Origin of the sequence: Salinimonas chungwhensis DSM 16280 (genome assembly GCF_000378185.1) — a bacterium.
Classification (GTDB): Bacteria; Pseudomonadota; Gammaproteobacteria; order Enterobacterales; family Alteromonadaceae; genus Alteromonas; species Alteromonas chungwhensis.
The window spans coordinates 29230-44026 of sequence record NZ_KB899384.1 but is presented as its reverse complement, the minus strand read 5'-3'; the positions used below and the strand labels follow the sequence as shown (position 1 = coordinate 44026).

The window sequence follows — 14797 nt, the reverse complement described above, 5'->3', positions numbered from 1 at the left end:
TCTAATCATCAGAGAGGCGGGAGATTGTTTCAGTAACATTAATAGCGCCTTTTTCAATCTCTTGCATGGTTTGCTCAACGCCAACAATATAATCACTATTCTTATCTACATGTTGTTTAACCATTTGCATGCGTTCGGTGGCTTCGGCGGAGAGACGTTTGTTTTCATTTACTACTGATTCAATTTCAATGGTTGATTCATTAGTGCGTTTTGCCAGATGACGAACCTCATCGGCAACTACGGCGAAACCGCGCCCCATTTCGCCTGCTCTGGCCGCCTCAATAGCTGCGTTTAACGCTAGCAGATTGGTTTGCTCTGCTATGGCCTGAATGGTGGAAACAATATTTTCAATGCGCGCCGATTGTTCATTGAGGCTAACCATAAGAATATTAGTTTCATCTACTTCCTTCAGGGTTTCGGTAAATCCATTGACTGCCTCTGCCAGCGACTGTTTCCCGTCAATAACAATCTGGGCGGTTTCTTCAGAAGTTGATAAAGCCACTTCAGTAGTCCTTATTATCCGCTCTTTTTTCTGCTCAGCAGTAGTAACATCTGTTGCAAACTTCATTACCGATACCACTTTACCTTCGCTATTAAGAACAGGATTATAGGTAGCTTCCAGCCATATTTCTCGACCATTGGCACCGAATCGTCGGTATAAACCAGACTTGACTTCCCCTCGACTGAGTCTATGCCAGAAGTCAGGATTGTTGTCGTAAAAACTGTCATCACAGAACATACGATGATGCTTAGTGACAATCTGCGACTTACTATAGCCCACCGTCCTGAGAAAATTTTCATTGGCATCCTTGATGGTGCCATCAGTTTCAAACTCAATGATCGCCGTAGAGCGATTCAGTGCGTCGGTCAGCGCGGTCAATTTTTGCCATTGTTCATGCTTTTCGGTCACATCATAGGCAATTTTCACCACAGATTCAGTCACACCTGCGGTGTTTACGATAGGAAAGTAAGTAGACTCAAGCCAGACTATTTTGCCGCTCTTATGAACACGAGAAAACGTCCCCCCTACCGTTTTGCCCTCTTTCAAATCCCGCCACAGTTGCTGATACTGACTGGACCCGGCAAATGATGCGGGACATAACGATTTATGCATTTCACCAAGTAGCTCTGCAGGCGTATACCCCATGATTTGCGCAAACATATCATTAACTTCGGTAACCCTGGAGTCAGGCGCAAAGCGAATCAGGGGAACCGCCCGACTGACAGCAGTGTAAAATGATTTGTGCTGATGAAGCTCTTCGCTAATGACTGAGACCTTTGCATTATGGTGTGCAGCGCGCATAAACATACATGTATTCCTTCCAGATACGGACAGCAAAAACGAAACCGTGAAACATTTATGTTTCAGCCATTCAGCGCTATCAGATAACAACTGGTTACATTGTACGCAGCCTTCATTAATTAAGTCACTAACACCTAGTGCTTTTTTGTTAGTCAATTAGTCTAATCTACTTAAGTAGTCCGAGCACTTTTTAAAACCGATACGAGGCAGAAATGCGAACCGAACGAGGCTCGAAAACATGATAATGAAGATCGTCTGTTTGCGAGCCTGCCGGTTCATTTGAAAGCCGTGATGTGTAGAAATAATCTATATCATGATCATTACTATTGGTAAGGTTGAGCACGCTCAGTTCAAGTTGCCAGTTTTGCCACTGTCTGCCAGTCTGAAAATTTACTAATATGCTTGAATCTGATTCAACTGTACCGTCCTCAATAAGTGGGCGATTACCAAAATAACGCAGGCGCAGGGCACCATACCATCCGTTTTCAAAGTCGGCACTCAATCCGGCTTGTAACACATGCTCGATTGCCCCGGGTATCTGATTGCCAGCAGGCTGACTATCCGTAAATTGCGCATCGGTATACGCATATTCAACGTCCAGAGCCCATGCTGGAAGAAAGTAATAATAAGCAGTTAATTCTACTCCCTTACGCCGGGAGGGTCGGCTTGCTTCTGTATTACCGGCATCGCCAACAAATAAAAGTTCGCTATCCAGTTCCAGTTGCCACAGGGACATCGACGCATTTAATTTACCGGGTATAAAAGTACGAACACCGGTTTCAAAACCGGTAGTCCGGACAACGGGATCAACCTGTGGAGCACGTTCCCCGGATGCGGGATCAACCGCTATAGTGGTCCCGCGGGCATCATTGGAATGCAAGCCCTGGCCGGCTGCCCCATAAACTTCCCACATTGAGGAAAGTGTATAAATCAGACTCCCTTTCAGCGAGGTTATATCATCTGAGGCGTCTCCACTATTGGGCGATAAGTCAATGCCAAACCGATTTACACCAACCTGATCGTCGACCGAGAAGTCAAAATAATCGAACCGTGCTCCCAATACGCTGCGAAATTGCGATGTCCATTGGGTTTCATTTCGAATAAAGCTACTGATACTACTTTGTAGCACCTCATCGCTTCTGGTAACACCAAGCCTGACGCGATCTCGCGTAGCGTATAAACCTACCTCTTCGATGTCATCTATCCGGGTCTGGAAACCAACCTTTGTAGAGGAAGGTTTAGAATAAACAGCATGTGAAAACTGATAGTCCAGCTGACCGCCATAGATTGTACGATCATCCACCTGCTCAAATTGATCACCCTGCTCCGGGTTATCCAGAAAGTATGTAAAATTAGACCAGAGATTCAACTGATAAGCGATCGCGTACGCGGAAAAGTGCCAGTTATCATTTTGCCAGTCAGTATTCACGCTGTATCGATGGGATTCACCACCGACGCTTGGGTCGATTGAGCCTAATTCATCTATGCGACCACTTGTTACAGCGCGCTGTGGAATTTGGTCGGCGCTATTCCAGCTATTGTCATAGCCCATAAAACTTACGGATACTTCTCCGCCGGCCAAGTCATCAGACCATTTGATCAGGGCATTGGTTTTGTTGATATCCTCATTAATATCTTGCCAGGGGCCATCATAAAATTGTCTTTCTCCTGCTACCAGCCAGTGGCCATTATCGGTGGTAGCATTTGCTATCCCCACCAGCCGCTGAAAACCGTATTCACCCAGGGCGAGCTCAACGCCAGGTGCTGGCGCTTCCTTCATAGTGGATAGCTGGGCACTGCCTGCGCCACTAAAATCGCCGATTTCGGTATAGTAAACCCCTTTTTGATAGCGCAGCGACTGAACCGTTTCGGGGATAATGAAGTTCAGATCGGTATAGCCCTGACCGTGCCCATGAGTACGCATATTAACCGGCATTCCATCGACCATCGTGGCAAAATCTGTTCCGTGGTCTAAATTAAAACCCCGTAGAAAATACTGGTTCGCTTTACCTGAGCCGCTGTGCTGAGTGGCAACCAGACCAGGTACAAATTCCAAAATATCGCCTGTCCGGAATATTGGTCGTAACCTTATTTCCTGTTGACCAACCACACCCTCAGCGGCGGATATTGCATCTCCGACAAGATTCATTTCACGGCTTTTTATCTCGATACGCTCAAGCTCTGGATGCGCCTTTCCTAATGCGTGGCCTGAAGAGAAAAGTATAACGGTGATGGCTAAAATCTTTTTTTTCATTTGGGCATCCTTGACAGAAAAATATAACCAACAATATTCACATGTAGGTGGTTATTTGGTGTCGCATAGGTTTTGTCGTAGCGATTACTCGTCAGTCTCAACGACTTAACATTGAGCTGATGTAGCGACGGGTTCGCCGGGCCACCGTCCAAGTTATTTTTGCGCATGCAATAAAAACATACTTTAACTGAGCATTACTCTAAACGCTGTGAAACAGATGCAAAGAAATATTAACTTTCTGTCATAGAAGAGAAAAATTAGGTTTAGCAGGGAACTGCCTAGCTGAAATGTCGGTGCTTACCAGGCAGTAAACACACTCTGACGACGTTTATTAATTAACCCGTGCGATGTTCCCACCGGCCGTTGGTTCTGGACATATAAACATTTTCAGTTTGATGGGGATATTGCAGGATCATTTGTACTTTATTCTTGCCTAAAAGTATTACCTCTAACGACACACTGTCATTAAGACGCGCCACTATATTGTGCGCAGCCATTTCTAATGAATGTACCGATAAATGACGAAGCGTACAAAAGCTCGATAATGCATCCAGTGCATCGCTGGGTATCGATAATAGGGAATGTCTTGAAGCTGGCATAACTAAACCTGTTGCTGGTTAATACTGGCAAGTACGAATGATATTTTGCATACGCATGGATGTAATATAACGGTCATAAATTAAGGTGTTTATGTGACAGAAAATTAATCCGCTCTGCTTTTCTTCAGAATAGTAGCTTACCGGTTGATAGTCACTTTTCTCTATCTATCACCTTATCCCTGTAAAATCTGAATCCATGTGATCTAAATATTTTTTAATCATCAAATAAGTAATACCTAATAACCGCGTTTCGGGAGCAATCGTATGAGCGCTGATTGGTTTCATCTTCTCAATATTGTCAGTATCGCATTTTTTGCTATTTCCGGAGCACTGGTAGCTTATGAAGAAGATGTCGATAGCTTCGGTGTGGTGGTGCTAGCAGTGATAACTGCTATTGGCGGCGGGACTTTGCGGGATGTACTACTGGATGAGCCCGTTTTCTGGATAGCTAATCCAGACTATCTATACTCTACGTATGGAGCCATCGTAATTACTATCATTCTGATAAAACTGAACTCAGGGATATCCAACAGATTAATGATGGGATTTGATGCGTTTGGTCTGGCTCTTTATAACATCATCGGAATTGAGAAAGCGCTGATTAATGAGACCAATATGCTTATAGCGATCACGCTGGGCACTGTGACCGCGATTTTTGGCGGGCTATTGCGGGATGTTATCGCCCGCAAGGTACCCCTGGTTATGCGCTGTGAACTGTATGCCACCGCCTGTATTGCCGGAGGCTGCGTTTATGCAGGATTGCTCTATGCCGGTGCACCCTATCTGTGGTGTATCATCGGTTCCTTCCTGACCACGGTTACGTTGCGGCTTGGCGCTTTAAAATGGGGTTGGCAGCTAAACATTTTCGCAAAGGACATTTCCTGAAGATTAGCGTCTTTTCAGGGCGCTCTTTTGCATCAAAATTGATCGAAACCAGGATAGCTACGAATTAGTACAGGTACTCTGACTATATTCAATCAAGCGAGGGACTTAAAATGAGTAAATCCTATCCCGAAATTATCAAGCGTATTTCATCTAATATGAAAGATTTACGCAACAATATTCCCGATACCATGCAAGGCTTTTCCGCCATGGCTAAGGGCGCTACATCAGACGGTGTGCTGGATAAAAAGACCAAGGAGCTTATTGCGCTGGCCATTGGTGTTTCCACCCGTTGTGATGGATGCATTGGTTTCCATACAAAGGCGCTGGTTGAACTGGGCGCGACACAGCAGGAAGTTGAGGAAACTCTGGCAATGGCTATCTATATGGGGGGTGGACCATCGCTTATGTACGCAGCGGATGCTATGCAGGCTTTTGAGCAATTTAGCGACAAGAGCGAATAAAACAACACGATTCGGCGATACTATGAACACCTGAAGACATAAATTTATGTATCATCAGGTGTTTGCAAAACCAGGTATAACTGGGTATGTCTAAGCAAAGCGCTACCAGATGGTGAGGTAAGATTTTCAATTAACGCCGCGTTTTTACATGACTCTCACATAGCAATGCTTCCTGACAATCAAATACCATAAAATTTTAAGTCCGTTAGTCAGACTCGTCCTTTTTCTCCTTTTTAGCGTTTGGGTGCCGCTTTTCGTACTCTTTATTCATTTTTACCCACTCTTCAATCGCTGCCCCAGGGTCTTCTTCTCCGGCTATACTTTCATCATCCGGCGCGCTGGCCTCAGCCTCCTTTTCATCCATTATCTCATCATCGTGTCTGGATTTTTTCTGGGTATCGTCTTTCTCGTTATCTTGCTTAGTCATTAGTTACCTCACAAACCATTAAAGTGGCAAGAATTATGCATTAATTGCACTGTGTGGATACACACTTCGCAAGGGCTGCTTTTTGCACGCTGCAATTTGTTGGTGCTTCTTCATGTTACGCCCTCAAATTGCCAGCAGTTCAATTATTTTGATTCCGGCACACGGCCTAGCACTAAAATATTTCAGTTTTATTACAGCTGTATGAAATAAATTGGATCCTTGCGAGATATTGATATAGTATAAGAATCGTAAAAGAAGAACAGGAGGATTTATGTTTAAGTCTGTAGCGAAGTTCTTTCAGCGTAAACACCCATACACAGTGGCTTTTTATATTGGAAGAAAAAACACTCAGAAGATTTTTGACTGTAAGATTAAGAAGAAATCTGAACTCTTTTCAGGCAATTAATCCAATAGCCAGCACGTTTAAGACGTTAACTTTATAACGTTTTGGTTTTAACTATTAAAGTGGTTGAAACATTTTCGCCCCGCTCGATGATTGACACAGCATTCAAGCTTGCCATGCGGTATATCAACAGGGCTATACGTGCCAAGCAAAAAAGGCTCCCACTTTCATGGTGGGAGCCTTTTTTGTATGTATTATTAAAAAGTAACATCCCACTGCAGGCGCACACGGGTATCGTCATAATCTGGATAGTCAGAGCTACTTAGGTCATATTTTGTTATATCTACAGTCAACTTATTGTTGTGACCGTTTAAAAACCAGTTAGCTGCCAGTGCTCGTTCTCTATTCTTGCGTGTCGAAAAATCTACCTGCGACTCATAGGCGGCATAGCGCATAGCTACTTCAATATTCTCAGGCCACCATGCCACAGTATGGTGCAGAAAATATCCGCCCTGAACATAAAAACCATCTAAGTCTAACGTGGCCTGAGCTGGGGCGCTCACTTCTTTTTCGTGATACTCACCCTGCCAGCTAAATCCTTTATATTTGAGCGCCGAGTCAACATTAAACTGGCTGATATTATTAATCTGCTGGTCATTGTTCACCCAACGTTTTAACTGCCCGCCACCGGATGACGAAAAACGACTGAAGCGACTTTCATGATCGGCCCACGCATAGGCGACGGATAGCGCTAATTCGTCATGATAAGAAAGATCACTACCGACAAAATCTACGCCTTCGCCCGTGGGGTTCCACTGCAATCGTGCAAAATATAAAGGCCGTCCCGACCCGGACAAGTCGCCACCCCGTCCCTGGCCACTGCCAATACCTACCCAGTAATTGATATCAGAAAATGTTCCCTCATTTAACTGACCGTAAAACGAGGCTGCTTTATGCCGATCGATAGTAAAAACCCGGTTAATAATAGATCTATCCAGCATTTGTTGTCCGCCACTACTGATACTTCGCTCGCGGGAATACTCCAATTTCCACTGACCGACTTTAAATTTTACCGCGTCATACTTTTCCAGCCTAAATTGGTAGTCCAACATAAAATCATCAGCCAGTTCATATTCCCAGGAATAGGTAATCCATGGCAAACCTGCATGACCTTTTGCTTTTAGCCTGGCGCGGTTGACGTGAAATTTATCTTGTTCTGCTTCGGTATATTCATCAGGAGCCCGGGGAATGTCCGGAAACTTTGATGAGTAACGCAACTGCCAGCGTGTGTTAAGTTGCATGGAAAAATTGCCATTTTCATCACCAAACAGAATCCCAGATCCATTTTTCCCGGGAATCTTAATAGATGGTGAACGATAAATTTCGGCGCTCAAAGGAAAAACAAAAAAAACTACCGAACAGCATAGTAAAGAAGCGGTTAAAGGCCGTTGCAAATTCACCTCCGAAAAAAGCCTGTTATGGGTGTCCGGTTAATGACCGGGCAATAAGCGTCTTTGGAGTGATAGACGCGAAGCGCGAAGTCTACGCGCGAGTCAAAGACTGTCAACCTTTATGTCATAAAAGTGACACAAAAGTGACACAATAAACCTATACGTGTAGGGCACATAAAGCGATTTCTGTCTGGCAAACCTATACATCATGAAGCACGCATTAATCTTGAGTAGCGTGAGCTTAGGTTGGCATAAAAACAGAGTTAAGCTGAAAAAGCAGACTATTGCGTGTAACGGCCTTTCAGACTGACTGCTGCCTGTGACACAATAGGTTTTCATTTAGTAGATACATTCTTCCCATGAGCACATCTGAGCATAGCGATAATTATTTACAAACCTGCGATTCTACGGATTCTCAGTCGTGCCGGGATAAAAATCCTGAACCGGTGGATATAATTTATAAAAGCCGGGTTGCGGCGGCGGCCTTGGCACTATTTGGCGGTGCGCTGGGACTGCACAGGTTTTATCTGGGTCAATGGCGCGGGCTGTTTTATCTGTTTTTTTGCTGGACCCCCATTCCCTGGTTGGTGGCGCTGATTGAATGCGTGGTATTTATGGCCACCGATCAACCCCGATGGAATCAAAAACATAACGGTGGTGTCAGCAATGGGCGTGAAAGTGCCAAAGTCTTGGCTGCATTTTTAATTATCGGCGCGATGCTGGCAGTTACCGCGCTCATTGCTTCAGCATATATTCCTTTTAAAATGCTCTCTGGCATGGCCAATATGCAGTCGGATATTAACGCAGCGCAGGTTGCATCCACGTCTGCGCAAAACTATATCATGCGGACTGGTCGGCGGCCGCAGCGTCTGTCACAATTGGATCTTCCCGCCAATTTCAAAGAAGATTACGCGACACGTCTGCAGATTGAAAATGGCCGTATTAAACTACTCTACCAGAGCACATCAGCGCGCGCTGGAGGACAACTGATCATGCAACCGGTGATTGTAGAGGGGCAGACATTTTGGGATTGCTCGGCGTCTACTGTCTCTGCGCGTTTGTTTCCGGATAACTGCAGGTAGCCTGATGAACTATCTGGCGCACATGTATCTTGCCAGGCCAGTTCCGGCCTCCCGCTTTGGCAACTTGTTGGGCGATTTCATGCGGGGCTCACAGCCCGGTATGTATCCGTTGCCGGTAAGAAAGGGGCTGGCGAATCACCGCTGGGTAGATAGGTTTACTGACACACACGGGCAGGTGAGCGCCGCGAAACAGCTTATTAGTCCTAAGAGAAAACGATTTGCAGGAATCATTACAGATATCTCCTTCGATCACTTTCTCATCAAACACTGGAAAAACTATTCACAAGTACCGCTGGATATATTTTGTGAGAATGTATACGACGACTTAACTGGCTGTCTGGCTGAGATGCCCTCGCCCATGCAAAAAACCGTCACCAGCATGGTGCAGCACAAATGGCTCGCTGTATACAAAGATATGGACGGCCTCGCCCGCGCTCTGGATAACACCGCCAGAAGAATTCGGTTCCCTAATCAATTCTCGGGAAGTATTAAAGAAGTTGAGAAAAATTACCTGCAGCTGGAACAGGCCTTTTTAAACTTTTTCCCCACCCTCATTGATGCTGTAAACGATGCAGCCATAGAGCAATCAGGCCACGAGAACCTGGCCGATTCCCAGCTCGATCAGAAATAAAATACCACCAATAAGTCCACCCACCAGCGTTCCGTTAATGCGTACTTTTTGCAGATCTTTACCTATATTCAGTTCAATCTGCGCCGCCATCTCCTGCTCATCCCAGTTTTCGATTGTGGTGCGAATGTGACGGGTCAAAAACTCACTTACCTGGGGCGCAACGTAAGCCGCCGCCTGGGTGATATAATTATTGACAGTGTGACTGGCCTCTTCTCTTGTTGCCAGCGTATGTGCCATGTCATGTAGCATGGTAACCATGTGGGATTGAAGCCTGCTGTCTGTGGCTTGCAAATCAGCATCCAGCCGCTGGCGTAAATCGTCCAGAATCTGCGACATGTAATTATGTAATACCGCATTATCCAGAAGCCTGTCTCTGATACTGTTCAGTTTGTCTGCCAGCGCCGGGTCATTTTCGACATCATTGATCAACTGCGCCACGTACTGATCAAATCGCTTGCGCAGAGGATGATCAGGATCGGCGTTAATATCTTCAATAGTACTCACAATGGCTTGCGTCGCCACCCGCGCGCCTTGTTCACTTAGCCAGGCCGTAGGCAAAAACCTTTCCAGTCTGCGATGTTCAGTCTTCAGCCATTGGTGAAGTTTTTCAGTTATAAATTGCTGTGCCGCAGGACGCTGCAACAATGCTGCCGCTTTCGCGATGAGCTGATCCAGCAACTGCTGATGTCGACCTTCACGAGTCAATACTTCCAGCGTCCCTCCAGCCAAAGGGGACAGGTCAATACGGCTCAGCATTTTCTTTAAATTTGTCGTGAATAAATCGCTGATTTTTTGATCATTTACCAGAGTTAGTGCGCCGCGCACAGTATCACCGGCAAACCGTGCAGTCTTCTCAGCATTGCCGGGGTACAATAGCCATTTTGACACAGCCTGCGCCGGCTGACTTTGTCTGACCAGCGTAGCGATTGCCTCGGGATGAAAGAATTTCTCCTGCACAAACTCGGAGAGATTCTGCGCAATGGTATGTTTATTCGCCGCAACGATATTGGTATGCGGGATTGGGTAACGCGGGGGGATGGGCTTAAATAATGCTGTCACTGCAAACCAATCAGCCAGGCCGCCAATCAAAGCTGCTTCACTGACCATTTTTATAAAGCCAATCAGCGTTGACCATGGCATCAGCGCCGGTATCTTTTCACCGACCGTGGCAATTATGAACAGAACTGCGGCGCCCAGTAACCATAATAGGGCAATACGCTTTGCTCTGGCTAATTGTTTTTCTTTCAACCCCAACTCCTGCAGGCGCTAATACACTTGAACGTATGCGCGAATCGAATGCCTGATACAAAAAAGGTGTTGCAGGCAATACCTGCAACACCCAAATACGTACTTCTATATTAGCTCAGACTTAGTCCCATTCTGGTCCAAAGTCAGGATCAACGATACGTTCGCCATTGTCTAATTCGCCAATACGTTCCATGTCCTCATCTGATAATTTCACTTTATCGAATTCAAAGTTATCTTTGATATGATCAGGATTTGTAGATGACGGGATAGTGTGATACCCCTTATTTTTCATCCACGCCAGAGTGACCTGCGCCGGCGTTGCATTGAACTTGTTACCAATATCTTTCAATACGTCGCTATCCATCACCTTACCCACGGCAAACGGCATATACGCGGTCACTTTCATTCCCAGCTCTTCAGCGCGCTCAGCGACACCACGGTTCTGCATGTACGGATGCAGTTCCACCTGATTAGTATATATTTCGCCTTCGCCCAGAATCTCTACAGCTTTTTCCATTTGTGCAATCGTAAAATTGGACACACCGATATGACGTGTAAGACCTTCATCTTTTGCCTGTTTCAGGCTGTTCAGGTACTGCTCCATCGGCACTTTGTCATGGGGCGACGGCCAGTGGACCAATAAAAGGTCTACATAATCAACCTTAAGTTTCGCCAGACTTTCATGCACACTTGCAATAAAGCTATCATTACCAAAATGATCAAACCAGACTTTTGTAGTAATAAAGACGTCGTCACGGTCTATATTCTGGGTTCGAATAGCATCACCGACCTGCTCTTCGTTGCCATAAATCTGTGCCGTATCAACATGGCGAAAACCAACTTTTAGTGCATCTACGACGGCTTTATGTGCGGTATCATCTTCTAAACGAAACGTGCCAATGCCTAACTGTGGCATGTCTTGCATAATTAACTCCTATCAGATTACATGTGATGCTGTCAGCGAAAATACGCTATAGCGCTTACCCAGCATTGTTTTTACATCTTTGTGCTACGTGGCGAATGATTAATAAGATCGTAATGATTGAGAGGGAAGCCAGTGAGACAAACACACATGCAAGTTGCATAGTAAATAGCGTTGGCGCTTAACTTGTAAAAAGGGAGGCAAGGCGGACAAACCTAAAAAAGCGCTGTCCGCTGAAAATCATATAGAGGAGTGAGTCGTAATTTAACGTCTTTTGGTTTGTCCTTCTTTACGGGCACGATGTTTTTTCACCGAGCGACGCATACGACTTAACCGGGCATGATCGAGTTTTGTTTGTCTGACATCCACCATACTCTGGGTTTCATCGGTCAGTTGCACCATTTTACGCAATGCATTGACGTCATCCAGTTCCAGCTCCACCCAGGCTCCGATAGGGAGTCGCTTCTGCAATTCTACCGGCCCGTAACGCACCCGCATAAGACGGCTAACCTGAACATTCTGTGACTCCCACAAGCGACGTACTTCGCGATTGCGGCCCTCAGACAACGTAACGTTATACCACTGGTTCATACTTTCATCGTCGTTCGGGCGGGGTTTGATGGAGGTGAACCGAGCCACTCCGTCATCCAGCTCAACACCTTTTTGCAACGTTGTCAGCGTGGGTTTGGAAACCTCACCAAATACCCGAACCGCATATTCTCGTTCGATTTCGCATTTAGGGTGCATCAGACGATTTGCCAGTTCACCGTCATTGGTAAATAACAATAGTCCACTGGTGTTAATGTCGAGCCTTCCTACTGCTATCCAGCGACCCAGACGTATGGCAGGCAAGCGTTCAAAGACAGTAGGCCGGCCTTCCGGATCATGACGGCTACACAGCTCACCCTCGGGTTTGTTGTACATCAGCACCCGGCAGATCGGCTTTTCGGTCTGGCGGGAAAGCAGATGACCATCGACGCGAATCTGTTCATCGGCCTCCACTCTGTCTCCCAGTGTGGCCAGACTGCCATTTACTGACACGCGCCCCTGTTCAATCCAACGCTCCATTTCCCGGCGGGATCCCAGACCCTGATTGGCCAGAACTTTTTGCAATTTTTCACTCATTGGTGGGTAAACTCTCAGGTTTAGATTTATCGTTCGTACGGTCTGTTTGCGCAGACGGTACCTCTTTGGAATCATTGACTTTATCAGCCAGGGCATCAAACTTTGAGGCGCAGGGCAAATCCGCCAGTGAAGTTAACGAAAAGTAGTCCAGAAATGTCTGGGTTGTAGCATACAAGGCCGGCCTGCCGGGCACTTCTTTGTGCCCCACAATTTTGACCCACTCCCGTTCGGTGAGTGTCTTGATAATATTACTGCTCACGGCCACCCCACGAACCTGCTCAATCTCCCCTCGGGTAATAGGCTGACGGTAAGCAATTAACGCCAGCGTCTCAAGCATGGCCCGCGAGTAGCGGGGCGCGGCTTCCTGCCATAATGCACTGAGCATGGGAGCCAGACTATCTAAGGTCTGAAACCGATAACCACTGGCAACCTCCACCAGCTGGATCCCCCGGGGCTGGTAATCCAGTATCAACTCTTCAATAACACTGGATAGCAATTTATCACTTACTGAAAAATCAGCCAGTGTAGTGTCTTTTAATCGTGCGCGGCTTACCGGTTTTTCAGCCACAAAGATGGTAGCTTCCACCAGCTGTTTTAACTGAGCACGATTAATCTTTTTCATACGCACCCAATTTTACATAAATTCTTGCAAAGGGTCCTGCCTGAGTGCACACAATCATCTGTTCTTTTACCAGCTCTAGTATAGCCAGAAATGAGACGACACAGCCAGCTCGCCCTTCTTCGACGGTAAATAATGCCTCAAGCGGAGTATAATGATCCGCGTGCGCCTGATTCAGAATACGCGACATGCGCTCCCGTGTACTTAATACTTCTCGTTCAATTGTATGATGTTCAAACGCAGCGGCACGCTGCATCGCATTGCCAAAGGCCAGTACCAGCTCATCAAGCGCCACATCAGGCTCAATTTTTTCCGGCGACACCGACGCTGTCACACTAACCTGAACAGGATGTATATCCCGGTGCATTCTCGGCTGCTGATCAATATCCTGCGCTGCCTGTTTAACGACTTCGTACTCCCTGAGCCGGCGTATAAGCTCGGCGCGAGGATCTTCTTCATCCTCTTCTGCGGCTGGAGGTTTGGGCAGTAAAAGCCGGGATTTTATCTCTGCCAATACCGCAGCCATTACCAGATATTCCGCTGCCAGCTCTAGTTTCAGCGCTGTCATGGCCTCCACATATTCCATGTATTGTGCTGTAATTTGAGCCACAGGCAAGGTGGTGATATCGAATTTTTGTTTTTTAATCAGGTACAGCAGCAGATCCAGGGGCCCCTCAAAACTCTCCAGAATAACTTCGAGCGCTTCCGGCGGAATATATAAATCCTGAGGTTTTTCAATAAGCGCCTGACCATTAATAAATGCCAGCGGCAATGGCTGCTGGACCGGGCCTGACGGCTTAAACTCACTCAATGGATCTCTCCGGGACTATTCGAAAGGGGCGGTATCACCACTGCCCTCACGCAGAATAACTGCAGGACCATCTGATACATCGATCACAGTGGTAGGTTGTTCACCCAGCGCACCGCCGTCAATAATAAGCCCGACACGCTTTTCCAGCTTATCTCGGATGGCCTCAGGCTCTGATTCTGCCATCCGCTCCCCCGGTAAGATCAGTGAAGCCGACATCAGCGGCTCGTCAAGCATTTCCAAAAGCTTTAGTGCAATAATGTTGTCGGGAACCCTGATGCCGATGGTTTTTCGTTTTGGGTTTAACAAACGGCGGGGAACTTCACGCGTAGCTTTTAAAATAAACGTGTAGGGACCGGGCGTGTTATTTTTTATCTGTCGAAAGGCGACGTTATCCACTTTGGCGTAAAATGACAGCTCGGACATATCACGACACATCAGGGTAAAGTTATGGTCTTTCTCAATTGCCCTGATCTGACATAACTTTTCCAGCGCTTTTTTATCGTCCATCTGACAACCAATGGCATAGCCAGAGTCGGTTGGATAGACAATAACCTCGCCCTGGCGAATCAGCTCACACGCTTGTTTTAATAGCCTAGGCTGCGGGTTTTCCGGGTGTATCTGAAAAAACTGGCTCAT

15 protein-coding genes are annotated in these 14797 nt (G+C 46.4%); 4 read left to right on the top strand and 11 right to left on the bottom strand.

What is annotated here, in order from left to right; all coding sequences use genetic code 11:
* Position 1: 1 nt before the first annotated feature.
* The 3 genes from F458_RS21165 to F458_RS0113040 form a co-directional block, all read right to left on the bottom strand.
* On the bottom strand, positions 2 to 1309 hold the full coding sequence (locus F458_RS21165) for a methyl-accepting chemotaxis protein (protein WP_018983874.1): 1308 nt from the start codon (positions 1307 to 1309) through the stop codon (positions 2 to 4).
* A 184-nt stretch (positions 1310 to 1493) separates the two neighbouring features.
* Complete coding sequence (locus F458_RS0113045; protein ID WP_018983873.1) at positions 1494 to 3557, bottom strand: TonB-dependent receptor; 2064 nt, start codon at positions 3555 to 3557, stop codon at positions 1494 to 1496.
* 335 nt (positions 3558 to 3892) lie between these two features.
* Complete coding sequence (locus tag F458_RS0113040; protein ID WP_018983872.1) at positions 3893 to 4156, bottom strand: hypothetical protein; 264 nt, start codon at positions 4154 to 4156, stop codon at positions 3893 to 3895.
* A gap of 264 nt (positions 4157 to 4420) precedes the next feature.
* Here F458_RS0113040 and F458_RS0113035 point away from each other — a divergent pair, with 264 nt between their 5' ends.
* Together F458_RS0113035 and F458_RS0113030 are read left to right on the top strand one after the other, a co-directional pair.
* Positions 4421 to 5041 (top strand): trimeric intracellular cation channel family protein, encoded by a 621-nt coding sequence (locus tag F458_RS0113035; RefSeq protein ID WP_018983871.1) that lies wholly within the window; start codon positions 4421 to 4423, stop codon positions 5039 to 5041.
* 110 nt (positions 5042 to 5151) lie between these two features.
* Entirely contained in the window at positions 5152 to 5502 is a 351-nt protein-coding gene (locus F458_RS0113030; protein WP_018983870.1) for a carboxymuconolactone decarboxylase family protein, read from the top strand.
* A 205-nt stretch (positions 5503 to 5707) separates the two neighbouring features.
* Here F458_RS0113030 and F458_RS19570 read toward each other — a convergent pair whose 3' ends face one another.
* Both F458_RS19570 and F458_RS0113010 read right to left on the bottom strand, forming a co-directional pair.
* On the bottom strand, positions 5708 to 5929 hold the full coding sequence (locus F458_RS19570; RefSeq protein ID WP_018983869.1) for a hypothetical protein: 222 nt from the start codon (positions 5927 to 5929) through the stop codon (positions 5708 to 5710).
* 600 nt (positions 5930 to 6529) lie between these two features.
* Positions 6530 to 7573, bottom strand: coding sequence for a porin (locus F458_RS0113010; protein ID WP_156824247.1), 1044 nt, complete (start codon positions 7571 to 7573; stop codon positions 6530 to 6532).
* Between the two features lie 509 nt (positions 7574 to 8082).
* Here F458_RS0113010 and F458_RS20495 point away from each other — a divergent pair.
* Positions 8083 to 8805 carry a TM2 domain-containing protein gene (locus F458_RS20495; RefSeq protein WP_018983865.1) on the top strand — a complete coding sequence of 241 codons (723 nt, stop codon included), beginning with the start codon at positions 8083 to 8085 and terminating at the stop codon, positions 8803 to 8805.
* 4 nt (positions 8806 to 8809) lie between these two features.
* Positions 8810 to 9436, top strand: coding sequence for an acyl carrier protein phosphodiesterase (locus tag F458_RS0113000; RefSeq protein WP_018983864.1), 627 nt, complete (start codon positions 8810 to 8812; stop codon positions 9434 to 9436).
* Here F458_RS0113000 and F458_RS0112995 read toward each other — a convergent pair.
* From F458_RS0112995 to F458_RS0112970, 6 genes are all read right to left on the bottom strand, one after another.
* Complete coding sequence (locus F458_RS0112995) at positions 9392 to 10684, bottom strand: DUF445 domain-containing protein (protein WP_018983863.1); 1293 nt, start codon at positions 10682 to 10684, stop codon at positions 9392 to 9394. The two genes, F458_RS0113000 and F458_RS0112995, sit on opposite strands and share 45 nt — an antisense overlap.
* Before the next feature lie 121 nt (positions 10685 to 10805).
* Positions 10806 to 11609, bottom strand: coding sequence for a 2,5-didehydrogluconate reductase DkgB (dkgB, locus tag F458_RS0112990; RefSeq protein ID WP_018983862.1), 804 nt, complete (start codon positions 11607 to 11609; stop codon positions 10806 to 10808).
* A gap of 261 nt (positions 11610 to 11870) precedes the next feature.
* Positions 11871 to 12731 (bottom strand): 23S rRNA pseudouridine(2605) synthase RluB, encoded by an 861-nt coding sequence (gene rluB / locus F458_RS0112985; RefSeq protein WP_018983861.1) that lies wholly within the window; start codon positions 12729 to 12731, stop codon positions 11871 to 11873.
* Positions 12724 to 13353, bottom strand: a complete 630-nt coding sequence (gene scpB / locus F458_RS0112980) for an SMC-Scp complex subunit ScpB (RefSeq protein ID WP_018983860.1) — start codon at positions 13351 to 13353, stop codon at positions 12724 to 12726. The genes rluB and scpB overlap by 8 nt, the downstream gene beginning before the upstream one ends.
* Positions 13340 to 14161, bottom strand: coding sequence for a segregation and condensation protein A (locus tag F458_RS0112975; protein WP_018983859.1), 822 nt, complete (start codon positions 14159 to 14161; stop codon positions 13340 to 13342). The genes scpB and F458_RS0112975 overlap by 14 nt, the downstream gene beginning before the upstream one ends.
* A 15-nt stretch (positions 14162 to 14176) precedes the next feature.
* The gene (locus F458_RS0112970) at positions 14177 to 14797 is read right to left on the bottom strand and encodes an L-threonylcarbamoyladenylate synthase (RefSeq protein WP_018983858.1); all 621 of its coding nucleotides are present in this window, start codon (positions 14795 to 14797) and stop codon (positions 14177 to 14179) included.